19 protein-coding genes and 1 tRNA gene are annotated in these 22,502 nt (G+C 39.5%); 4 read left to right on the forward strand and 16 right to left on the reverse strand.

What is annotated here, in order from left to right:
• Positions 1–33: 33 nt before the first annotated feature.
• Together AWW68_RS15000 and AWW68_RS15005 are read right to left on the reverse strand one after the other, a co-directional pair.
• Positions 34–1,812, reverse strand: a complete 1,779-nt coding sequence (locus AWW68_RS15000) for an LptF/LptG family permease (RefSeq protein ID WP_068222657.1) — start codon at positions 1,810–1,812, stop codon at positions 34–36.
• A 71-nt stretch (positions 1,813–1,883) separates the two neighbouring features.
• Complete coding sequence (locus AWW68_RS15005) at positions 1,884–2,279, reverse strand: START-like domain-containing protein (protein WP_068222660.1); 396 nt, start codon at positions 2,277–2,279, stop codon at positions 1,884–1,886.
• A gap of 157 nt (positions 2,280–2,436) precedes the next feature.
• On the opposite strand from AWW68_RS15005, the gene AWW68_RS15010 reads away from it, so the two are divergent.
• Positions 2,437–2,510 (forward strand) — tRNA-Met (locus AWW68_RS15010).
• 135 nt (positions 2,511–2,645) lie between these two features.
• Here the strand turns inward: AWW68_RS15010 and rplT are convergent.
• From rplT to AWW68_RS15070, 12 genes are all read right to left on the reverse strand, one after another.
• Complete coding sequence (rplT, locus tag AWW68_RS15015) at positions 2,646–2,990, reverse strand: 50S ribosomal protein L20 (protein ID WP_068222663.1); 345 nt, start codon at positions 2,988–2,990, stop codon at positions 2,646–2,648.
• 89 nt (positions 2,991–3,079) lie between these two features.
• Positions 3,080–3,274 carry a 50S ribosomal protein L35 gene (gene rpmI, locus AWW68_RS15020; protein WP_068222665.1) on the reverse strand — a complete coding sequence of 65 codons (195 nt, stop codon included), beginning with the start codon at positions 3,272–3,274 and terminating at the stop codon, positions 3,080–3,082.
• Positions 3,275–3,293: 19 nt separating this feature from the next.
• Positions 3,294–3,845: a translation initiation factor IF-3 gene (gene infC / locus AWW68_RS15025; protein ID WP_068222668.1), complete on the reverse strand. Its 552-nt coding sequence runs from the start codon at positions 3,843–3,845 to the stop codon at positions 3,294–3,296.
• Positions 3,846–3,940: 95 nt separating this feature from the next.
• Entirely contained in the window at positions 3,941–5,890 is a 1,950-nt protein-coding gene (gene thrS, locus AWW68_RS15030; RefSeq protein ID WP_084375708.1) for a threonine--tRNA ligase, read from the reverse strand.
• A gap of 109 nt (positions 5,891–5,999) precedes the next feature.
• The gene (locus AWW68_RS15035) at positions 6,000–8,510 is read right to left on the reverse strand and encodes a DUF5686 and carboxypeptidase-like regulatory domain-containing protein (protein WP_157717671.1); all 2,511 of its coding nucleotides are present in this window, start codon (positions 8,508–8,510) and stop codon (positions 6,000–6,002) included.
• Positions 8,511–8,598: 88 nt separating this feature from the next.
• Positions 8,599–9,282, reverse strand: coding sequence for a TrmH family RNA methyltransferase (locus AWW68_RS15040; RefSeq protein ID WP_089082309.1), 684 nt, complete (start codon positions 9,280–9,282; stop codon positions 8,599–8,601).
• A 205-nt stretch (positions 9,283–9,487) separates the two neighbouring features.
• The gene (locus tag AWW68_RS15045; protein WP_068222671.1) at positions 9,488–11,053 is read right to left on the reverse strand and encodes a PQQ-dependent sugar dehydrogenase; all 1,566 of its coding nucleotides are present in this window, start codon (positions 11,051–11,053) and stop codon (positions 9,488–9,490) included.
• A 93-nt stretch (positions 11,054–11,146) separates the two neighbouring features.
• Positions 11,147–12,145, reverse strand: a complete 999-nt coding sequence (locus AWW68_RS15050) for a helix-turn-helix domain-containing protein (RefSeq protein WP_068222673.1) — start codon at positions 12,143–12,145, stop codon at positions 11,147–11,149.
• Positions 12,146–12,167: 22 nt separating this feature from the next.
• A complete protein-coding gene (locus AWW68_RS15055; protein WP_068222675.1) occupies positions 12,168–14,894 on the reverse strand; it encodes a DNA gyrase/topoisomerase IV subunit A in 2,727 nt (908 codons plus the stop codon).
• Positions 14,895–14,925: 31 nt separating this feature from the next.
• Complete coding sequence (locus AWW68_RS15060; protein WP_068222678.1) at positions 14,926–15,303, reverse strand: GxxExxY protein; 378 nt, start codon at positions 15,301–15,303, stop codon at positions 14,926–14,928.
• Positions 15,304–15,338: 35 nt separating this feature from the next.
• Positions 15,339–17,207 carry a DNA topoisomerase IV subunit B gene (locus tag AWW68_RS15065; RefSeq protein WP_068222681.1) on the reverse strand — a complete coding sequence of 623 codons (1,869 nt, stop codon included), beginning with the start codon at positions 17,205–17,207 and terminating at the stop codon, positions 15,339–15,341.
• Positions 17,208–17,358: 151 nt separating this feature from the next.
• Positions 17,359–17,829 carry a hypothetical protein gene (locus tag AWW68_RS15070; RefSeq protein WP_068222683.1) on the reverse strand — a complete coding sequence of 157 codons (471 nt, stop codon included), beginning with the start codon at positions 17,827–17,829 and terminating at the stop codon, positions 17,359–17,361.
• Between the two features lie 115 nt (positions 17,830–17,944).
• Here AWW68_RS15070 and AWW68_RS15075 point away from each other — a divergent pair, with 115 nt between their 5' ends.
• Positions 17,945–19,189, forward strand: a complete 1,245-nt coding sequence (locus tag AWW68_RS15075; RefSeq protein ID WP_068222685.1) for a sterol desaturase family protein — start codon at positions 17,945–17,947, stop codon at positions 19,187–19,189.
• Complete coding sequence (locus tag AWW68_RS15080) at positions 19,186–19,551, forward strand: hypothetical protein (RefSeq protein WP_068222687.1); 366 nt, start codon at positions 19,186–19,188, stop codon at positions 19,549–19,551. The genes AWW68_RS15075 and AWW68_RS15080 overlap by 4 nt, the downstream gene beginning before the upstream one ends.
• 236 nt (positions 19,552–19,787) lie before the next feature.
• On the opposite strand, the gene AWW68_RS15085 is transcribed toward AWW68_RS15080, so the two are convergent.
• Entirely contained in the window at positions 19,788–20,624 is an 837-nt protein-coding gene (locus tag AWW68_RS15085) for a CvfB family protein (RefSeq protein WP_068222689.1), read from the reverse strand.
• Positions 20,625–20,699: 75 nt separating this feature from the next.
• On the opposite strand from AWW68_RS15085, the gene AWW68_RS15090 reads away from it, so the two are divergent.
• On the forward strand, positions 20,700–21,776 hold the full coding sequence (locus AWW68_RS15090) for an endonuclease/exonuclease/phosphatase family protein (RefSeq protein WP_068222692.1): 1,077 nt from the start codon (positions 20,700–20,702) through the stop codon (positions 21,774–21,776).
• On the opposite strand, the gene AWW68_RS15095 is transcribed toward AWW68_RS15090, so the two are convergent.
• Positions 21,777–22,442, reverse strand: coding sequence for a copper homeostasis protein CutC (locus tag AWW68_RS15095; protein ID WP_068222694.1), 666 nt, complete (start codon positions 22,440–22,442; stop codon positions 21,777–21,779). It lies immediately after the preceding gene.
• Between the last annotated feature and the right edge of the window lie 60 nt (positions 22,443–22,502).

The raw sequence follows: 22,502 nt of genomic DNA on the forward strand, positions 1-22,502 counted from the left end.
GCAAAGATATGGATATAAGTATCAATTAGCAAACTAAGCCTGCTCTAATTGAGTCTTGTTCTTCCGTTGAAATGGCTTTTTTATCTTCTCCAAAAAACTCAAATATATATCTGGCTCAAACAGCCTTGCATCATTTCTTGCTTGTCTTAAGAAGAAAAGCCCAACTGGAAACAAAAACAGGTTTGACATCCAAACTGCAAATACAGGATCAACTACGTCTTCCTTACCCCATTTATCACCCGTTGTATTCAGGATATAATAAACAAGAAAGAAGATTACTGATACAATTACCGGAAGCCCTAATCCTCCCTTTTTTATAATTGCTCCAATAGGAGCCCCAATTAAAAACATTATAAGACAGGCAAGAGATCGCGCTGCTTGCTGATTCTTGGTAATAATGAACTTTCTCTGGTCGCGCTGAACATTCTTCAAGGTCACCATTCTGCTGTTCAAAATATTCCTTGTTGTTCTGGCATTATTTGCAGCACTAGAAATAGCAGATACTAAATTCAGGTTGTCTGGATTATTAACATCCGAGGTATAGTAATGCTCTTCCAACTTTTCAATCGCCCTTTCTAGTTGCTCTTCAGTATATTTCGGAGGAACACTATCCCTATATCTATTTCCGCGAGCCCTCTCTTTGTCCACAGTCTCCAATTCGTCTCTTTGAGCAATAAACCTTCTACTAGTTTTTACACTGACAGTATCTTCAACTCCAAGATTATTAGACTCACCGTCTTGAAGTAAGTTTTCCGGAGTTATTTCCTTAACACCATCACCCTCTACTTTAGCCGATTCAACCTCACTTTTCGTCAATAATTTCGATTCATCTTCTATACGTTTCAATGAATCATAATACTCCAAACCTTTTCTAACCTCCAGAGGAGCCTCAAGATCTTTTACCAGATGATACCTAAAGCCGTTAGAACCTATTTGCTTAAATATCTGCACTTCCTTGGAGTAAATGTCTCTCTGCATAGAGTCTATGCCCATATTAAGCTCCTTTCTGGTCTGCACCAGTCGGCTACGCTTAAACAGCTTCTCATCAGTATTCCCCATGTCAAAAGAAGATAAATCGAAGCGAATAACACTTTTAGAGAACTTATCTCGAATGAATCGACCACCAATCTCTTTTTCCTCTCTCAGGTCATTCATATCCTCTTCATAGCGCGTACCGTCATACAGCTCTAAAGCCAAGTACCTCTGATTCATAAAAGAATACATTCTTCCAGAGTCAGCCAGAATCACTTTCTTATTCCCTTGAGCTCTATCTTTGGTATGGTCATAAATGATGATATCCTTTAACTGTTCATCACCAATTTTCTCATTAACCTTAATGCTGTATCCGGGTATGCCTTCGTAAAAAACACCTTCTTTGATATCAAGTGCAGGCTTTTTGGTTCTCATATCCCAAAGAAGACTGTAGGTTTTAAGGTTGGTTTTAGGAACTAGTATGGTATTTGAATAATACGTTATGCCTGTTAGGATAAGCACAAACACGAAGATAGGACGCAATGCTCTGACCAAAGATATACCTGAACTCTTTACTGCAGTAAGCTCTGAATGCTCTCCAAGGTTACCGAAAGTCATTATGGAGCTCATGAGTACCGCCAACGGAAATGCGTCTGGCGAACTTGAAATTGAGAAATAGGTAATGAGCTCAGCGAAAAGCCCAACGCTCAGGCCCTTCCCCATAATCTCATCGAAATACTTAAGAAGGGTAACCAGCAGGAGGATAAAATCAACAACTACAAGAGTAAGCAGAAAAGGACCAATGAACGACCCAAAAACCAACTTATCTATCTTCTTCATGTACTCAATTTTGCCCCTCTGAGGCCGCAAAGATCATGCCTTTGAACAGGAATTGCAAGGATTAAGACCGGCTAACCTCCAATGATTTCCTTCAGAGAGTAAACAAGGTTCTCCCAGAGGTCTTGCTGCTCTTCTGCATCGTCTAAATCGGAGTAGTCAGTAATTTGAATGAAGACTGTCTGAGTGAGATCATTTACATCCAACTTAAGTTCAATGTAGTTTGGATCGTCCTCATCTTCTTCAGACTCTGGAAGAAATTCGAACTTTACAGAGTGATTGGTTCTTTGCGAAACCTTTCTAGCCCTATGTTCTTCTCCATCCCAAAGAAAGATAAAGGCTTTATCTTCATTAATATTCACATCGTCCGCAAACCACTGAGCTAAACCACTAGCTGTACTGAGGTAAGGAAAGAGCATTTTCTGAGATGCATTGATCTCAAACTCTGTAATAAATTTAAACTTTCCCATAGGCTAAAAAGTGATCGGAAGTAATATAGAACTAAAATACCACTTCGGCAAACAAAAAAAAGTTCACCATAGGCTTGCGGAATTCAAAATTAGATAGCTACCTTTGCACCTCGATTTTGGGAAATGAAACAAATTTCAACCCAAATAATCCGAATCTGGCGAGGTAGCTCAGTTGGTTAGAGCGCAGGATTCATAACCCTGAGGTCACGGGTTCAACTCCCGTCCTCGCTACAAAAGGCAAGTTTTCAACTTGCCTTTTTTTTATTCCCTCAGACACAAACCTTCAATACTACACCTCCAGCAAAAAAAGGACAAAAGAAAACCCCGACCTTTTGGGACGGGGTTTGAATTATATTTAAAAGTGAATTACTTCACTTTATCGATAACTGCTTTAAACGCTTCAGGATGGTTCATTGCTAGATCTGCCAACACTTTTCTGTTAAGCTCGATTCCTGACTGACCTACTTTACCCATAAACTGTGAATAAGACATGCCGTGCTCTCTAGCACCTGCGTTGATTCTCTGAATCCACAACTTTCTGAACTCTCTCTTCTTAGCTTTTCTATCTCTATAAGCATAAGTGAGACCCTTTTCAACTGCATTTTTGGATACAGTCCAAACGTTTTTTCTTCTTCCCCAATAACCCTTGGCTAACTTGAGTACTCTTTTTCTTCTAGCCCTTGAGGCTACTGAATTTACTGATCTTGGCATTTTTTTGTTGTTTTTGATTTTTGGCGACTAACCAAACACTTAGTACTTATTACCAAAACTCCGGTTAAACAAAACCTTCAAAGGTTTTCTTAAATGTTGAGCATGTGTTTAACGTTAGACTCATCTGACTTGTGTACTAAGCCAGTACCAGTCAAGTTACGTTTCTGCTTCGTCTCTTTTTTAGTCAGGATATGGCTTTTGAAAGCGTGCTTTCTTTTGATTTTGCCAGTTCCTGTCAATTTGAAACGCTTTTTCGCTCCAGATTTAGTTTTTACTTTAGGCATTTTATAAATATTAGTTTTACTAACTTTTCTTCCCTGCGTTTTTCGGTGCCAAAAAGAGGAACATTCTCTTCCCTTCTAACTTTGGCAACTGCTCTACCTTAGCATACTCTTCTAGTGCCTGTGCAAATTTCAGAAGTAGGATCTCACCTCTTTCTTTATACACAATTGTTCTTCCTTTAAAGTGAACGTAAGCCTTAACTTTTGCTCCCTCTTGTAAGAAGTTGATGGCATGCTTAAGCTTAAACTCAAAATCATGGTCGTCCGTATTTGGCCCGAACCTGATTTCTTTAATCACAGTTTTTGAAGCTTTGGCTTTAATTTCCTTTTGCTTCTTCTTCTGTTCGTATTTAAACTTAGAGTAATCAATTACTTTACAAACAGGCGGATCCGCTTTTGGAGAAATCTCTACAAGGTCCAAGCTTTGATCTTTGGCCATTTGTAGCGCCTGATTTGTAGGGAATACTCCTTGCTCTACATTCTCACCAACCACTCGCACCTGACGAGCTGTAATCTTCTCATTTACCTTGTATGGCTCCTCTACCCGACCTCTAGGTGGGTAGCGTCTTCTCATTTTAGCGATTGTTACCTCCTTGTTTTGTTAAAATGACTGCAAATATCGGCATAATTTTCTAATTATCAATAATTAAGAAATCACATATTTTAAAATCAATTGCCTAGTGAGGCAGACTTCTCTTTGTTAAAGTAAGCAATGAAATCGGTAATTGACATACTTCCCTGATCTCCTTGCCCATGCTTTCTCACAGAAACCTCTTTTTGATCGGCCTCTTTTTCGCCTACAATAAGCATTATTGGTATTTTCTTTACCTCCGCATCACGGATTTTTCTACCAATTTTTTCGTCTCTATGATCTACAAAACCAGTAATGTCTGCTTCTTCTAAAGCACTATATAATTCTTGAGCATAATCGGCATACTTCTCAGAAATAGGCAAAATAGCTACCTGATCTGGCGTTAACCATAGTGGAAACTCTCCTCCGCAGTGCTCAATTAATACTGCAACAAACCTTTCTAGAGAACCAAATGGTGCTCTATGTATCATTACAGGTCTATGCTTTTGGTTATCTGAACCTGTGTATTCTAGCTTAAACCTTTCTGGTAAGGTATAGTCTACCTGAATAGTTCCAAGTTGCCATTTTCTACCCAAGGCATCTTTAACCATAAAGTCTAACTTAGGACCATAGAATGCAGCTTCGCCCAATTCTGTTACAGTATTCAAGCCTTTTTCCTCGGCTGCTTCTTGAATGGCGCTCTCTGCTTCTACCCAAAGGGCATCGTCTCCGATATACTTTTCTTTATTCTCAGGATCTCTTAAGCTGATTTGGGCTACATAATCCTGAAAGCCTAAAGATGTAAATACGTAGAGAACAAGGTCTATTACTTTCTTGAACTCTTCTTTTACCTGATCTGGTCGACAGAAAATGTGAGCATCATCTTGAGTAAAACCTCTTACCCGAGTTAAGCCGTGTAACTCTCCACTCTGCTCATATCGGTACACAGTACCAAATTCTGCCAGCCTAAGTGGAAGATCTTTGTAAGACCTTGGCTTAGAGTTATAAATCTCACAGTGGTGAGGGCAATTCATTGGTTTCAACAAAAACTCTTCTCCTTCATTCGGTGTTTGAATGGGCTTGAATGAGTCTTCGCCATACTTTTCATAGTGGCCCGAAGTAACATAGAGGTTCTTATGACCTATGTGCGGAGTAACTACCGGCTCATATCCGGCTTTTACCTGAGCACGTCTCATAAAAGACTCTAGCCTCTCCCTTAACCTTGTTCCTTTAGGCAACCATAACGGAAGCCCTAAGCCTACTTTTTCTGAGAACGTAAATAACTCGAGCTCCTTACCTAATTTTCTATGGTCTCTCTTCTTTGCCTCTTCTAGGTTGTGCAAGAACTCTGTAAGCTCTTTTTGCTTAGGAAAGGTTATACCGTAAATACGAGTTAGCTGCTTTCTTTTCTCATCACCTCTCCAGTAAGCACCAGCTACATTAAGAAGCTTAACTGCCTTTATAAAACCTGTGTGTGGAATGTGAGGACCTCTACACAAGTCTGTAAATCCGCCTTGAGTATAGAATGTAATGGAGCCATCTTCTAAACCATCGATCAGCTCGAGCTTGTACTCGTCTCCTTTTTCATTGAAGTGGCTTATAGCGTCTGCCTTAGAAACCTCTTTTCTATCGTAGGTATTTTTCTGCTTGGCAAGCTCGAGCATTTTCTTCTCGATCTTCTCTAAGTCAGCAGAATCAAATTCTTTATCACCAAAGTCTACATCGTAATAATAGCCTTGATCTATTGATGGACCTATTCCAAACTTAGTTCCTGGGTAAAGCGATTCAAGTGCTTCTGCCATTAAGTGAGCGGAAGAGTGCCAAAAAGTGGCTTTTCCGTCATCATCGTTCCAGGTGAGTAGTTTTAAGGTTGAATCTTGGGTGATTTTTCGATCAGCATCCCATACTTCTCCATTTACTTCGGCAGAAAGTACGTTTCTGGCTAATCCTTCGCTAATACTAATTGCGACATCCATGGCAGACGATCCTTTCGGATATTCTCTAACGCTGCCATCAGGTAAGGTGATTTTTATGATTTCGTTACTCATTTTAATCTTTTTCCGATGCTACAAACCATCGGTTTGACTTAAAATTTCTTTAGGCTGCAAATATGCTAACATTAATCTGCTTGCCCCTATTTCAACTAAAATAAATTGATCAAAGACCTAACCTGAAGCTAAGTTTTATTGCAGAATTGTCTACTCCTGGTTTTTCTAAGTAGGTTAGTCTTCGGATGTAATCTACACGGAAGAATTTAAAGATGTTTTCCACACCTATTCCAACTTCAGCAAATGGTCGTCCGCTTTCAAGAACATCGAACTGAGGCAATGCATTACCACCTTCATCAGTTAGCGCTTGTACGGCTAGCGTACTTTGGCTAACTCCTCCAAATAACACATTACTGGTTCCTACCAATCTCCACTTTAACTTTCTAAGCAAGGGAATTCTGTTTAAAATAAAGCCTTCGAAATTATGCTCATAACGGAGAGAAGCATAACTCTGGCTCACAAACTCATAAAAGCTCATGGTATTGAATGCAATATTGGTATAAACGATTTGCTCATTACCAATATGAGCATTGAGCAAAGTATATGGCAAATCTTCGAAAGTGTGGCCCGCATTTAACTGATACGTTGTATTACCCCAGAAGCCTAATTTTAACTTTTGCGAAACGCCAAAGTTTACTCTAGTATAGTCAAAGTCCCCACCTGTCAATCCCTTGAACCCTCTGGTAAAAGAAGCTGAGAATATTGGCCATCTGGTAGTTCCTAAGCTAATTCTATTGTTATCGCTAATAATAAATGCCTCATCTCGGGCATATTTTAAGTTAAGCGTTACTTCTGACGTAGCATAATCTTGCGCTAATGGCGAGTCTGTTCTATTGAGGTCAGTTCTGTATCTGAACGCAAACTCAGGTTGAAACTCCTTGTGATTCAGTCTTAGGCTTGCAGAAAAAGCTCTCGAAAGCTGTCTAAAGGCACCAAATTGATAGCTTTCATATCTAAACGGCCTTACTAAGTCTCCCAATTGAGTTAGGGCCAAAAATGCTTGACCACTTTCTATATTCGTTAATGCATCAGGTTGAATACCATATTGATCAATGTCTTTTCTATATGAAACATCAAAAACCGTCCAGTCTTTTCTATCGGCAATCCATTTAGCTCCTAGTCCATACTTATACTGCTCATCATCGAAACCATAAGCCAAATAACCGTTGAACTGCCAATTAAGACTGAAATTCTCATTGGTTCTGCCGCCTACTCTAACCCTCCAACCTTCAACATCATTATTACCAATTAAGAAAGGCCAAGGCCCAAGATCTAACTGGTTTACCTCTACATACCCTCTCGCAAAAGTTTTGGCTATAGCTGTCCAAGTTTTGACTACTGGTATGTTTTTGAGGGTATCGATCATATTGATCACATTCATTTCTGTTGGAGTAAGCTTATCGTGCCTGTTAGCTTCCCAAAAAGCATCATTCTCCATTCTGGCATCTTCATCTATTTCAATTGCCCTTTCAAAGAAGCTGACATCTCTTGGCTCGGCAACTTTCAAATTCTGATTAGAGGTATAGAACTTGGCTAAAAAGCCTGCCGACTTATTGGTAATTTCTGCCACATCTACCAACACCCTTGTTTTTGTAGGAAGCCAGGCACCTCCTTCTAAGCGTTCTAATTCTTGCTGAAGCTTAATTTTTTCTATAAAGTTAAGATTGGCTGTTCTTTGAACTGTAGCATCTATTTGCTTTAAAGCGAAGCCATCTTTGGCGATCCACATTTTACCAATGAAAGCCAACTCCTGATCGTTCTTTGGCTTAAAATCGATTAGATAACAAAACTCTTCGCCAATGTATACCGAGTCGGTTAGTTCATAATCGTAGATTAATCTCCAACCATCAGAGATTGGAGAAGCAAACTCCCGTTCGACAATATTCATTCTGTTTTGATAGAAATTATATTGCTGAAATGTTGAACCAATGACTTGAGAAATAAGACTTCCATCTTCTATTCCAATTCCAGTAATTTTTGTTCGCTGAACATGTTCTTTTGAAAGCCTTGGATCAGATCTGTAATAGTATTTGGAAAGCGATTCTGATATAAAGAGTGGTAGAATTGGTTTACCATCTTCTCCGGCTATGGTCTCAATTGAATCTAATACAGCAGTAATTTTCTGCATTATCTTCCTCTTCCTTAATCTATCGGAGATATTGTCTAAATCGATTTCAATCTTGTTATAGCTGTCATATTCATAAGCAGCCAATCTTCGCTTATCGTTTTGAGGTTTATTGTCTACTACGCTTCTAATGATATCCCAAGCAGGGTTTTCTACCTTACCTGCAGTTACAACAAAGTCTCCTAGCGAGGTAGACTCTGGGGCAAGTTGATAGTTAATGGTTTGAGATATGCCCTTTTCATAAACCTTTTTCTTTGTTTCATAACCAATGTATGAGACTACTAAAGTGTCGGTTTCTGCATCTCCGATTATTTTATAGAATCCATCGAAGTCTGTAGCAACTCCTTTTGTAGTTCCTAAAAAGTATACACTTGCAAAAGGGATTGGGTCGCCAGAATCGGCATCCGTTACTTTTCCTTCAATTACAGTTTGTGCCAAACCACTGGCACAAAGCAAAAAGAAAAATAAAAAAATCAGGTTGGTGAAAAGTTTCAATTTCGAGTTTTTGGTTGTAGCGTTTATTAAACGACAAAGATGAATTAAATGTGCCTTTAGTTCATTCAATTTTGTGCAAACGTTTCTGCTAATGGGAATGTTCCGCTATGTAATTTTTTATATGAAGGTCTGATCGTTTTACTATATGCTGATACCATTCGAACTTTAAGTCTAGTTTTTCTTCTGCAGACAAGGCCCAGTCCACACTTTCTCTTTTAATTCTATCTACCAATTCATTCAAAATAAGTGCGGCACTGACCGACACGTTAAATGACTCGGTAAAGCCATACATGGGCACATGCACTAATTCATCTACGTGTTCTTTAGCGTAATTAGACATACCTTGCTTCTCAGTACCAAACACAAAAGCGATAGGTTGGTTTATATTTAACTCTTTTATAGATGCACTATCTCTGTCTGGGGTTGTACCAACTAGTCGGTAATTCTTCGATTTAAGCGAATTAAAACACTTCTCTGTGCTTTGTTCTTCTCTCTCAAACATATTTAACGAAAGCCATTTGGAAGCTCCTCTGACTACATTTGGATTCACATTATAATCATGTAATCTCTGCGTGATGTACACATCTTGAACTCCGAAGCAATCGCATGTTCTCATTACAGCACTGGCATTCTGAGAATGATAGAAATCTTCCATTACCACGGTGAGATAACGAGTTCTTTCTGCCAAAACTTTATCTATCAATTCAATCTTGTTTGGTGTAACATATTCCTCCAAGAGTTGAACCAAGCTATTCTTTAATTCTATTTCCATAAAAAAAGCTGTTGGAAGAGCATCCAACAGCTGAAGATGAACAAACAATAATATAACAACCTTAACCCTAAAGGTTTACATTCTTGTATGACTAAAACAATCAGACCGAGGGAGACCCTTACAATCCTTCCTAATGAGTATTATTTTTAGGAGGATTTAAATTTTCTGGCAACCTAGCTAATCATTTTAATATTCTGACTCTCTTTTACCTGTTTTGATTGATTACTCGAATGAGTTGACCATCTTCTTCATCGGTTAGCAAATACAATTTACCAGCTGGCGACAATGCAGCCTTTCTCAATCGTACTCTGTCATTCATAAATAACTCTTCAGAAGAAATTACCTGATCATTCTCAGTAGCGACTCTCCATAAACTCCCTTTACTTAATCCAGGCACTATGAAGCTATTTCTCCACTCTGGGAACTCTGTACCGCTATAAAAAACTAGACCTGTGGGAGCTACTGTGTTCTCCCAAAAATGAATAGGATCTTTATAAAGCGCTCCTTCAACTTCAGCTGGTTTATAGTTCTTAGTTCTATACCCTCCTGTGGTTCTATTAGGCCAGCCGTAGTTTGCACCTGCTTCTAGAATATTCAACTCATCTCCTTGAATGGTACCATGTTCGGAGAACCAAATCTTGCCTGTACGAGTATCGATGGTCATACCCTGAGCGGCTCGGATTCCCAAACTGTATAAGCCTGAAACGGCATCAGAACCAAAGTTGGGGTTATCATCTGGAATACTTCCATCAGGATTCAGTCGAAAAATCTTACCCCTTCTATCTGATACATCCTGAGCGAAAGGTAATTTCGGGTTCAAGTGCTCATAGAAATTCCTCTCTCCAGTGGCTATATACAACTTTCCATCATGGCCGAAGATCATCCCACCTCCATAATGAAACAATCCATGACTGTAAGGAGCCGCCTCAAAAAGGGTCTCTACTTTCGACAAAGCATTACCTCTAAGTACACCTCTAATTACTTTAGTGGCACTTTGCTTCTGCTTATTTTCTGCTGCATATGAAATGTAGATGTAATGATTATTCTCAAAATCAGGATCGAGCAAAACTTGAAACCATCCGGCATTGTAGCTTAAAGTCTTGCCGTGAGCAGCCGCAGGAAATACACCGTTCGTATGTTTGACGGTGTCAATCAACACAGCTCTCGCGACATCATCTGGCAATCCCTTAATTACCTCTCTCCTTTTGGTATGAAGATTAGTTTTTATTAGGTCTCCATCCTTTTCTGCTATAATCACTTCTTCTTCAGACAAAAAAGCAATACTCCAAGGCTTATTTAAGCCTGTCAGAACTACCTCTTTCTTTGGGACTGACGGCCTTGAAGGAATTGGACCAGCCGAGGTAGCTTTTGCCACAATCTTCCATTTGCCCTTAATCCTTTTCATCAGTAGCAGGTCGGTATATCGATTACCATAAGGAGGAATATCAACCTGAAGTTTGGCATAGGCAACATCTCTAACTAATTCTACATCCAGTATCTTTGAGATTCTGGAATTCTGAGTTCCGGGAGTTCTTCTTCCATAGCCCGAGGCATATTGTTCAGAACTCATGACAAAGGCTGTATCTGAGCCGTTATAGAGAAACATCCGGGTATCGGGATAAAAGGTTGAACTGACAGAATCAGGGTAGTTGTAGGTTGTACCATAGATGAATGTGTTCAACACTTTTTGAATCGCTTCAATATCTATTTGCCCAAATCCCGGCACACATATCAAGAAAAATAGAGCACTAATGATTGCAATTGGTCGCATAGTTTTTACTTCAACATTACGGACCAATGCACACTAAAACCGCCCTTAAACAGCATAAGAGGTACTAAATGATAATTCTGGACTACTACGGGACTACTTCTTGAAGTCGGCAGGTGTCTTACCAGTGATTTTTCTGAAGCTAGCGAAGAAAGATGATTTGGAATTGAATCCCGCTTCGTAGCCAATGCCTTCTAGCGATAGTTCAGGTCGTGATGCGATCAATTGTTTGGCTTCTTCTATTCTGTAAGAATTGACATAATGAGAAAAACCTTTTCCATATTCATCGTTGAGAAGTTTTGACAAAGTATTTCTGTTCATTCCTACAGCTGAAGCCAGGTCTTCCAGCTTCAGTTTACTGTTAACAAAGGGTTTCTCATTAAGCATATATTCATTCAACTTGCTCATAAGGTCTGTTTGTTCGGAAACAGGTAAATCTCGCCCAGCCATATTAAGAGACCTATTCATCATTGACTTTCCAATGAGCACGTACATGACTATGGTAAAAATCAAAGCGCCCCATAGATAAGTAAAGCTTCCATAAAGGGCCATTTGATAAGTAATATTGATAGCCAAAACCGTCAGTGCAATGGCCACAAAGTAAGATTGCGACTTATTAAACCGCTGCTTTCTTTTAAACACATCTCTTACCGAAACAAATGTATAATACACTCCTAGCAAGGTAAATAGAGACCATAAAACATAGATGCCGTGAATGATGTAAGAATTCCAGACCTCAGGAAAATTACGATAAGGGTAGAGAGTTCCGACAGTAACAACCAATACGAATACCACTGCCAGCAACATTAAGTCACTCTTGTGATAGCGTTTGGATTGCTTGACGACCGATTTGGCGTAAAGAAAAAAGAATGGTCCAATAAAAGCGCAGGCAGATAAACCTACCTGCAGAATAGCATAGTCTACATCTCTCTGAAAATAAAAGACAATGGACTTGGCTATTCTAATACTTAATGAAATAAGCAGACCTGAAAAGTAGACATTAGCAATTTTACTTGGCCCTTTAACCAAAAAGAAAAGGCCAAGTAAAAGTCCGTTTACAGCTCCGAGACTCGCTAAAAGAAATAAAACGGACATTTCAACTGTCTATTAAATGGCTCTAAAAAAGGTCTATGGTCTCTCCTACACCATAACCACCACCTTGCTTGTCGTTATTGTCCTTTTTAGGAGGAGTTGTTTTAGGTGCTTCTTTCTTTTCAGCAGGTTTAGCTTCAGGTTTACTCTGCTCTACTTTTGCCTGAGACTCTTGAGTTTTATCAGAACTCTCATTCTTGGTTTCACCAGAGTTATCATCTTTAGGCCTTGAGTCAGAACCAGGCTTTGGTTTATTGTCACCCAACAAAACCACCTTTTTCACATTGTGAGGAGACAGTTTATTACCGTTGGCCTTCCACCCTTTTACATCAATGAGCATATCTACATCATAAGTAGACACCTTCTTCTCTCGAGAACCTTTGACCGTATAATGCACTTCAATTTGAGCTGCTTCTTCAGTTGTGGCCAATAAAAGCTTAGCTCCTTTCTCTTCACTTATAAAGTGAAAAGCTTTATCCATTGTAGAAGTCTCAATCAAGAACCTCTTTATATAATGTGTTCCAGCTGCAGGATCGTAATGAACGGCAGCAATTGGTTTTTCCGGGTCAAACTTCTCAATAAGATGAATCTTAGCCGGCTCATACCTATTGGTTAAATCAAAACTGGTAAGTTCATACTCTCCAGAATTATAGATGACCAGCACTTTATCATCTGCCTGAAAATTGCCTAGCAATTCACCTCTTTCATCGCGATTGAGCCTTCCTACAGAATCATCGTACCAGATATCTAATCCTCCCAGAGTGGACTTACCTTCCATTTTAAGCTGAACTTTACGGACAGGATATTTGGTAACAATGTTACCTCCAGCAGCTCGACCTTTAATGTCTATATCGGCAAAGTTGAAGTCGAATACTTTCACCCTTGCTTTGGCTCCAGAGGTCAAGTAAATAGTAACTAGTTCGGCCTCGCCATTCGGGTTGGCTGTAAAGTAAAGCACCTTTGAACCTCTTTCACCTTTAGTAAGGTCATATTCCTTATCTCGAGTAATGGCCAGTACTTGGAATCGCTTCACCATAGTTCGGCCAGTTTTTCCATCTAAGTACATCATATTATAGACCATTCGTTCGTCATTCTTATTGAAGACCCCGGCCCATAAAATGTCTTTACCCACAAACACCTTATCTGAAATGCGAACTACCTGAAACTTACCGTCCCTTCTGAAAACGATGATGTCGTCAATATCTGAGCATTCGCAAATAAACTCGTCTTTCTTTAAGCCGTAACCCACAAAGCCTTCTTTGGCGTTCATGTAAAGCTTGGCATTATTGGCAGCCACAACCGTTGCTGCAATATTCTCAAAAGACTTAATCTCCGTTTTACGCTCTCTACCCTTACCATATTTCTCTAGTAAGTTCTGATAATAAGCAATGGCGAAATCGATCAAATTAGCCAAGTTATGCTCCACTTCAGCCAACTCTTCCTGAAGTTTGCGCATCAGCTCATCGGCCTTGAATGAATCGAACTTGGAAATTCGCTTAATCTTTATTTCAGTCAAGCGAATAATATCGTCTTTGGTAATTTCTCTGTAGAAATCTGGCTTAAATGGCTCAAGCCCCTTGTCTATGGTATCTAAAACAGCTTCCCAAGTCTCACACTCTTCAATGTCTCGGTAAATTCTGTTTTCGATAAATATTTTTTCGAGCGAAGAGAATAAAATTTTCTCTAGCAACTCTCCCTTTCTAATTTCTAACTCTTGGCGAAGTAACTCTACAGTTTGGTCGGTATTGATCTTTAAAATCTCACTTACTCCAATGAACTGCGGCTTTTCATCAATAATAACGCAAGCATTCGGAGAAATACTACTTTCACAATCGGTAAAGGCATAAAGCGCGTCTATAGTAATATTTGGTGACTGATTAGCTGCCAATTCAACGAGAATTTCAACGTGCTCAGCTGTGTTATCTACTACCTTTTTGATTTTGATTTTTCCCTTATCATTAGCTTTAATGATTGAGTCAATCAAACTGGTAGTTGTTGTACCGAATGGGATATCTTTAATAACAAGAGTCTTCTTATCGAGCTCTTCTATTTTGGCTCTGACCTTTACTTTTCCGCCTCGCAACCCATCATTATACTCAGAGAAATCGGCCATACCTCCTGTAGCAAAGTCAGGATATATTTTCGGCTTTTTGCCCTGAAGAATTTTGATAGATGCTTGAATAAGCTCAATGAAGTTATGAGGAAGAATTTTGGTTGAAAGGCCAACCGCAATACCCTCCACTCCTTGCGCTAATAACAGCGGAAATTTAACGGGAAGCGTTACTGGCTCTTTTTTACGACCATCATAAGACAGCTGCCATCGAGTAGTCTGTGGATTAAAGACCACCTCTAAGGCAAACTTAGAAAGCCTTGCCTCTATGTAACGTGGAGCAGCAGCACCATCACCAGTGCGTACATCTCCCCAGTTACCTTGGGTTTCAATAAGTAAATCTTTCTGACCAAGGTTCACTATAGCGTCACCTATAGAAGCATCTCCATGCGGGTGATACTGCATGGTTTGACCAATGATGTTCGCTACTTTATTGAAACGGCCATCGTCCATCTCCTTCATAGAGTGGAGAATTCTGCGTTGAACCGGTTTAAAACCATCTTCAATCGCAGGAACTGCCCTTTCAAGAATTACATAGGATGCATAATCGAGAAACCAGTTTTCGTACATTCCCGAAACAGGAATTACGTCTTTCATTTCTCCGTCTTCTTTATTTATGTTATCTATATTTTCCTCACTCATTTCACCGCAGAGTACGCAAAGAGCGCAAAGGTTAAAGTTTGTTTACTATTCTCTTTATTCCGTCTTTTAAAAGAACAGAATTGAAATTTATCAATAATCCTAGCTTACATTCAGAAAGCTTCAGATATGTCAACACTTGAGCCAAATGAATATCATTTAATGCCTCAACAGACTTCACTTCAATAATTAGCTTTCTTTCAACTACTAAATCTAATCTGTATCCACAATCCAATTTTACATCATCATAAACTAGAGGAAGTGGCTTTTCTTTTTCCACCAAGAGATCGCTCTTTACTAACTCATAAAACAGACAAGCTTGATAAGCTGATTCCAAGAGACCTGGCCCTAACTGCCTATGAACTTCAATAGCCCGACCAATTACCAGTTTTGCCAAATCATTCTCAGTCATCTTTACGCCCTCTGCGATCTTAGCGGTTAAAGTAGTTAAACAGCTTCCTCAGCTATATCTTTTTCTACTCTAAGGTTATCAATGATAAAGCCTTGTCTATCAGGGGTGTTCTTGCCCATGTAGAATTTAAGAATATCGCTGATGCTGGTATCTTTTCGCAGAATAATAGGTTCCAGGCGCATATCTGCACCAATAAAGCCTTTGAATTCATCTGGCGAAATCTCACCAAGCCCTTTAAAGCGAGTTATTTCAGGCTTGTTGCCTAGCTTTTCTATGGCCTTCTGCCTTTCTATATCGCTATAGCAATAGATAGTTTCTTTCTTATTTCTGACCCTAAAAAGAGGCGTTTCTAGAATGTATACATGCCCACGCCTTACCAGATCTGGAAAGAATTGCAAAAAGTAAGTAAGTAGCAACAAACGGATGTGCATACCGTCAACATCTGCATCGGTTGCTATTACAATTTTGTCGTAGCGAAGTCCCTCCAAACCATCTTCAATATTTAAAGCATGTTGAAGCAGGTTAAACTCTTCGTTCTCGTATACTACTTTCTTGGTTTGTCCATAGCAGTTCAGCGGTTTTCCCCTTAAACTGAATACTGCCTGTGTTTGAACATTTCTAGATTTTGTGATAGACCCACTAGCCGAGTCTCCTTCTGTAATAAACAGCGTGGTGGCATTCTTAAGGTCATCATCTACCTTGTTGCCATCGTCTAAGTGGATTCTACAATCTCTAAGTTTTTTATTGTGCAGATTAGCCTTTCTAGCTCGTTCATTAGCTAGTTTTTTAATACCTGCAATTTCTTTTCGCTCTCGCTCCGACTGAAGAATCCTCTTCTGAAGTGCTTCTGCGGTTTTTGGATTTTTATGAAGAAAATCGTCAAGCGCTTTCTTTACGAATTCGTTCACGAAAGTCCTCATGGTTGGCCCATCGGGAGCCACATTTTGCGAACCTAGCTTAGTTTTAGTCTGCGACTCAAAAACAGGCTCTTGTACTCTCACAGCAATAGCACCAACAATAGAGGCTCTCACATCGGTAGCATCGAAGTTCTTATTGTAGAACTCCCTTACTGTTTTTACCAAGGCTTCTCTTAACGCTGCTTGGTGAGTTCCACCTTGCGTGGTATACTGACCATTTACGAATGAATAATAGTCTTCTCCGTATTGGTTGGTGTGCGAAAGGGCAATTTCTATGTCTTCGCCCCTCAAATGAATAATTGGGTAGCGAAGGCTATCTACATCTGTTTTTCTGGAAAGTAAATCGTAAAGCCCTTTTTCCGAGTGATATTTTACTCCGTTGAAATTAATGGTCAACCCTGCATTTAGAAAGCAGTAGTTCCAAATAAGGTCGTCTAAATATTGAGGGATGAAATGGTAGTTCTTAAAAATGGTTTCATCTGGCTTAAAAACGATCAGGGTACCATTTCTTCCGCTGCTTGTTGTTTCATCCGCATCGTTCTTAACTTCTCCTCTCTCAAATTCGGCAACCTTTGTTTTACCATCTCTATATGACTGAACCTTAAAATACGTAGAAAGCGCATTCACCGCTTTGGTACCTACTCCATTCAATCCAACAGATTTTTGAAAGGCACCGCTATCGTACTTACCACCAGTGTTGATTTTCGACACACAGTCTACCACCTTACCGAGAGGAATCCCCCTACCGTAATCGCGGACTTCTACTTTTAGCTCAGAGACTTTCACATCGATGGTCTTACCAAAGCCCATCATATGTTCATCGATACTATTATCGATTACCTCTTTTACCAATACATAAATTCCGTCATCTTGGGCCGACCCGTCACCCAATTTTCCGATATACATACCGGGTCGAAGTCTGATGTGTTCTTTCCAATCGAGAGACCGAATACTATCTTCGGTATAATTCGCTACTTGATCTGCCATTCAGAATTTCAACAACTTTAGTTCGAAGTATTTCCAAGCGCACTTCTGCGCTCAGCAAAGTCGGAAGTTAGAATTAAAAAACTAAAAATGCACGTGCCATTTTGGGTCTCAAAAGAATTAAGACCAATGCACACTGAAAATGAGTTAGTTATTAATTACGTCTTTTGCCTAATAAATAAGCCAAGTAGCCAAACCAAGCTACTATAAGTGTTGGGCCTAAATACACGTAGAATCCGAGTGTCATAGACTGTTCAGACTCGGCTAAGTTCATGAGTCCTAAAAAGAATAGCACCATCGCAAAAAACAAGTTCAACACTCCGGCAAAACCCTTAGCCCAAGTAACTAAATCTAACTTCAAAGATCTATTTCTAAGACCAACTCCATCTTCTGATGTTTTTATCTTTTTCAGTGTTTGAATAAACACCGAGCATACTGCATTAACAAAAATGAAGACACCAATAGAGCCAAAAAAGTACAAGTCTCTATCTATGTTATATACAGGATTTCCATCGACATCGAACTTATAAGTAACCTGCCCTACCATATAGGCATAAGACCAAAGCAATGCTGCTAAAAACAACAGGTAACTTACCGTTCTGAAAAACCCGATGAACTTATCCATATCTCCTCAATTTCAGCGCGAAGATAAGCAACAAAAGAAAACCTTTGAGCATTAGTGCTTTTGTTTTGCCTAAAATGAAGAATGGTCTTAATTTAAAAGGTCATTTGAACTAATTATGAGTCTCGATCCCACGGTAATTGCCATTCCTGTATACTTTCTCCTTATAGGTTTAGAGCTAATTGCTCATCGTTATCAGTCTATAAAGTCTTACCGGCTCAACGATGCTATAACCAACATTAACTGCGGAGTAACCTCACAGGTTACTGGAGCATTTCTGAAAGTGCTGTCCATTGGCGTATACACCTATATATTCGAACAGTTTAGGTTAGCCAGAATTAGCAATAGCGCACTCACATGGGTTATAGCTTTTATAGCCTATGACTTCTTTTATTACTGGGCTCACAGAATGAGCCACGAGGTAAACCTGTTCTGGGGCGGGCATAGCGTTCATCATCAAAGTGAAGAATATAACCTCTCTGTAGCTCTAAGACAAAGTTCAACCCAAACCATTTGGACCTTTATATTCTACTCTCCGATGGCCTTGGCTGGTTTCGACCCTCTGGTTCTTCTATCTGTTTCTGGCTTTAATTTGCTTTATCAATTTTGGATTCATACAGAATCGATCAATAGGCTCCCTAAGTGGTTCGAAGCTGTTTTCAATACCCCTTCTCATCATAGAGTGCATCATGCTCGCAACCCCAAATACATCGATAAAAACCATGGAGGCACTTTCATTGTCTGGGATAGATTGTTTGGAACCTTTAAGCAGGAAGAAGAAAGACCAACCTACGGAATAACCAAAAACCTAAATAGCTGGAATCCTGTTTGGGCCAACGTGTCGCATTACTCCGATATGTGGAAGGAAATAAGAACTATTCCAAAGGCCTCAGATAAAGTACGCTACCTCTTCAACAAACCAGGCTGGTTGCCAGACTACATGGGAGGCTATAGAGCGCCTTATGATGTTGATTTAAAAACCTATAAAAAGTTTGACCTTAGCGGTGCTAAATCGGTGAATATATATGTCTTTGCCCAATACTTGGTGCTTTTAGCGGGTACAGCACTTTTTCTCTTTAACCTAGAAGCTTTCGAAAACAATCTGGTGCAAAAAGCAGTCTTGGCTCTAATAATCATTGTTTCTACCGTTAGCTTTGGAGCTATGTTTGAAGGAAGAAAATGGGCTAGTGTTATAGAAGTTGCCAGGCTTATAGCCGTGGCTGCGAGCCTGATATACTTCTTTCCAGCCATTGGAGAGGAAAATCTTGTGCTGATTGGAATTCTGTCATATACTATGCTTTCAATTATTTGGGTAGCTTTGCTGCGAAAATCAATCGTTCACCCAGTGACTATTCAGGTTTGAGAAATATACTTATTCTAATAATTACCTTCCTTCTATTTAGTGGCTGTACAAAGAAAGTCGAACTAGGTAATTTTGACTCCGAAAAATGGAAATCTGACCCAAATGGTTGCCAAGGTATTCGTTCTGAGATGATTGACGATTTATTAGAAGTAAAGCCTAACCTCTTAGGCCTGTACCAAAAATCGATTATCAAAGCATTGGGTCAACCAGAGTCTGAAGAACTGTATGAAAGAAGTCAGACGTATTATTTCTATGCTATCGATCCTTCTGCCGACTGTGCAAACTCTAAAGATGACGACCCCAGAATACTGAGCATTCGCTTTACAGCGCTCGGAATAGCCAATGAAGTCGACATTAGATAGTTTTAACTAAAATTTTAGTAAAACACTCTTTTCTGATATAAAATTCCTCACTTTGTCTTTTTTTGAGAATATAATTTTTCTCATTCGAAATAATTCCTAACTTAAAGACAAGATTATCAGGCTAAATGATCTATTGACCATTGTGCAATCGTTAACACTGCCATGTCAGTATGGAAATTAGCTTAGGTTAGTTTTAGTTTTATAGGTAGTTTGGTGAAGGTTAACCCATCCTCAGGTTAACCTTCCGCCATTTTTAGGCGAACCTCATGGTCGAAGATCTCAATCTTTCCGGCTTTATATAACCCTCCTAAAACGCGCTTGAAGTTCTTCTTACTAATGCCGAAATGCTCCTGAATTTCTTCTGGAGTACTTTTGTCTCCAAGAGGAAGTGAACCACCATTACTTTCAATGGCCTGTAAAATGTCGTCTGAAGAATCAGTTACTGCTTCGTAACCTTGCTTTTGAAGGCTGGCATCAATTTTACCATCCTCGCGAATTCTTTTGATGTAGCCTCTTTTATTATCGCCAAGCTTTATCTTCTCGAAAATCTCATTGTTATAGATCAGACCAACAAATTGCCCATTAATTACCACCTTATAACCAAGGTCTGTTCTTTGCCAGATCACCATTTTAACCTGTTGACCTTCTTCTACCCCTTCAGCTTGGTCGCTTAAAAAACCAGCAATTTTGGTGGTACCAATCATTCTATTGGTCTTATAGTCAAGAAGTATCATTACAGCATACTTCCCTCCTTCTTTCATATCTGCCTGCTGTTCTTTGTTTGGTACCAAAAGGTCTTTTTCCAAACCATTATCTACAAAGGCACCAAATTCGGTTACTTGTTTTACTTCTAATCCAACAATATCTCCGACTTGACCCCGCGGCCAACGCGTAACCGCTACAGGACGAGACATATGATCTGTATAGACAAATACCTTGATTTTGTCACCAATCTCATACTCCTCTGGCAAATATTTAGCAGGAATAAGCACCTCCTCCTTTCCATCAGTAAGGTAGCAACCAAACTCAACCTCTCTCGCTATTTCTAGTTCTTGAATTTTCCCTATTTCCATATCAAATATCTACCGCAATTCGTATTTTCAAATCAATTGACAAAAGTACCAAAACAAGTTCATTAATCTGCTCGATTGAAAAATTCAAAATCAATATTCACACTTATCTTACTCGCCCTTTCACTCAACTCATTAGCTCAAGAGAAGGCATACTTGGCTTCTGAGGCCTTTGAGGGTAGCATTCGGGGCAATGAACGATTCAGGGTAGCCTTTTATAATGTTGAAAATCTTTTCGACTATATTGATGACAGCACCACATTGGATGATGATTTTACATATAGGGGCAACAATAGGTGGACGAAAGCGAGGTATCAAGAGAAGCAGCAAAGACTAGCTAAAACCATCGTAGCCATGGGTGGTTGGGAAGCTCCTGAACTAATCGGTTTTTGCGAGGTTGAAAATAGATACGTTCTAACCACACTGACTCAGTTTACACCACTAAAAGCTGTTGGTTATGAAATAATCCATCAAGACTCTAGAGACAGGCGAGGAATAGATGTTGCTGCCATTTACAGGCCTGATAAGTTTGAATTGCTCGATTATCATTACTACCAACTCAACTTTCCGTTCGATACAGCCAGCAGAACTAGAGATATTCTTCACGTTATTGGAAAGCTACCCAACCAAGACACGCTGCATTATTTTGTAAATCACTGGCCTTCTAAGTTTGGAGGAGAGTTTGAAACACAACCAAAACGAATGTTTGCTGCAGAATTTACTCGTCATAAGGTAGACTCAATAATGTTAGCTCAACCCAACACCAATATTATTATAACCGGAGATTTTAATGACGAACCAGAGGAAGAAAGCATGCTTTCTGGTCTGAAAGTGCAAACCGAGCTATCTGAAGTTAAACCTACCGACCTTTTCAATATGATGTACCCAATACGCTACGTTACTGGAACTCATAGCTTTCAGAATGAATGGGGAATATTAGATCAGTTTGTGGTTAACGGTAGGCTTCTGAACAGTAGAAATTCTACCTCTATTCGAAATAGAACTGCCCAAATCTTCGATATGGACTTTCTCATTACAGAAGGAGCCACTGGTGCAACTAGACCCTTTAGAACCTACCAAGGCCCTGCTTACATTGGTGGCTACAGCGACCACTTACCTATTATAATGGACCTGATATTAAATCCTCGGAAGTAATTATCTAAGGCCGGTAAGCATTTTTTCTATTTCCACTTTATCCGAATGTCTTGCTCCCTCTACGAGTGCCGCACTATGGTACTCTGTGGCTCCTAAATCCAATAGATAGCCAATATTCGAAGACCTCACACCACCACCAGGCATGATTATAATATCATCTTCTGCTTCCTCAATCAGCTCTCCTAATCTGCTGAAGCCAGCCATAGCTGTAGCTTCTCCACCAGAAGTTAGCACCCGCTGAATTCCAAGTTCCCTTAAGGTATCTAGTGCCTCAAACTGATTCACCACTTCATCAAAAGCTTTATGGAAGGTTACATCCATAAAACCAGCCTGTTGCATCAATTCATAAGTAATGCGTTCATTAATCTTTCTTTCAGGCGTTAATGCTCCAATTACCACCCCTTCGCAACCCAGTTCAGCACAGAGCGCTACATCTTCTTTCATTTGCTCCAGTTCTAACAAGGAGTAATTAAAATCTCCAGACCTTGGCTTAATCAACACATAAACAGGGATTTCTACCATCTCTTTTACAAGCTGAATCATTCCCTTACTTGGTGTAAGTCCGCCAACAGAGAGTTCGGCACATAATTCAATCCTATCGGCTTTGGCAGCATTGGCATTTAGGGCAGATTCTACACTACCAGCACAAACTTCTAACAATGGCATATTTACAATTCCTTTTTTTCAAAACAATAAAAGTAGATGATGCGATTATATTTGTGCAAA

The sequence above is a fragment of the Roseivirga spongicola genome (genome assembly GCF_001592965.1).
Lineage (GTDB): Bacteria > Bacteroidota > Bacteroidia > Cytophagales > Cyclobacteriaceae > Roseivirga > Roseivirga spongicola.

Bases quoted from the DNA above. Each gene is read 5' to 3' on its own strand.
- AWW68_RS15075 (WP_068222685.1), top strand. From the start codon at position 17,945: ATGAGTCTCGATCCCACGGTAATTGCCATTCCTGTATACTTTCTCCTT.
- AWW68_RS15060 (WP_068222678.1), bottom strand. From the start codon at position 15,303: ATGACTGAGAATGATTTGGCAAAACTGGTAATTGGTCGGGCTATTGAA.
- AWW68_RS15040 (WP_089082309.1), bottom strand. From the start codon at position 9,282: ATGGAAATAGAATTAAAGAATAGCTTGGTTCAACTCTTGGAGGAATAT.
- AWW68_RS15065 (WP_068222681.1), bottom strand. From the start codon at position 17,207: ATGGCAGATCAAGTAGCGAATTATACCGAAGATAGTATTCGGTCTCTC.
- AWW68_RS15085 (WP_068222689.1), bottom strand. From the start codon at position 20,624: ATGGAAATAGGGAAAATTCAAGAACTAGAAATAGCGAGAGAGGTTGAG.
- AWW68_RS15005 (WP_068222660.1), bottom strand. From the start codon at position 2,279: ATGGGAAAGTTTAAATTTATTACAGAGTTTGAGATCAATGCATCTCAG.
- AWW68_RS15070 (WP_068222683.1), bottom strand. From the start codon at position 17,829: ATGGATAAGTTCATCGGGTTTTTCAGAACGGTAAGTTACCTGTTGTTT.
- AWW68_RS15000 (WP_068222657.1), bottom strand. From the start codon at position 1,812: ATGAAGAAGATAGATAAGTTGGTTTTTGGGTCGTTCATTGGTCCTTTT.
- rplT (WP_068222663.1), bottom strand. From the start codon at position 2,990: ATGCCAAGATCAGTAAATTCAGTAGCCTCAAGGGCTAGAAGAAAAAGA.
- AWW68_RS15055 (WP_068222675.1), bottom strand. From the start codon at position 14,894: ATGAGTGAGGAAAATATAGATAACATAAATAAAGAAGACGGAGAAATG.
- rpmI (WP_068222665.1), bottom strand. From the start codon at position 3,274: ATGCCTAAAGTAAAAACTAAATCTGGAGCGAAAAAGCGTTTCAAATTG.
- AWW68_RS15095 (WP_068222694.1), bottom strand. From the start codon at position 22,442: ATGCCATTGTTAGAAGTTTGTGCTGGTAGTGTAGAATCTGCCCTAAAT.
- AWW68_RS15050 (WP_068222673.1), bottom strand. From the start codon at position 12,145: ATGTCCGTTTTATTTCTTTTAGCGAGTCTCGGAGCTGTAAACGGACTT.
- thrS (WP_084375708.1), bottom strand. From the start codon at position 5,890: ATGAGTAACGAAATCATAAAAATCACCTTACCTGATGGCAGCGTTAGA.
- infC (WP_068222668.1), bottom strand. From the start codon at position 3,845: ATGAGAAGACGCTACCCACCTAGAGGTCGGGTAGAGGAGCCATACAAG.
- AWW68_RS15045 (WP_068222671.1), bottom strand. From the start codon at position 11,053: ATGCGACCAATTGCAATCATTAGTGCTCTATTTTTCTTGATATGTGTG.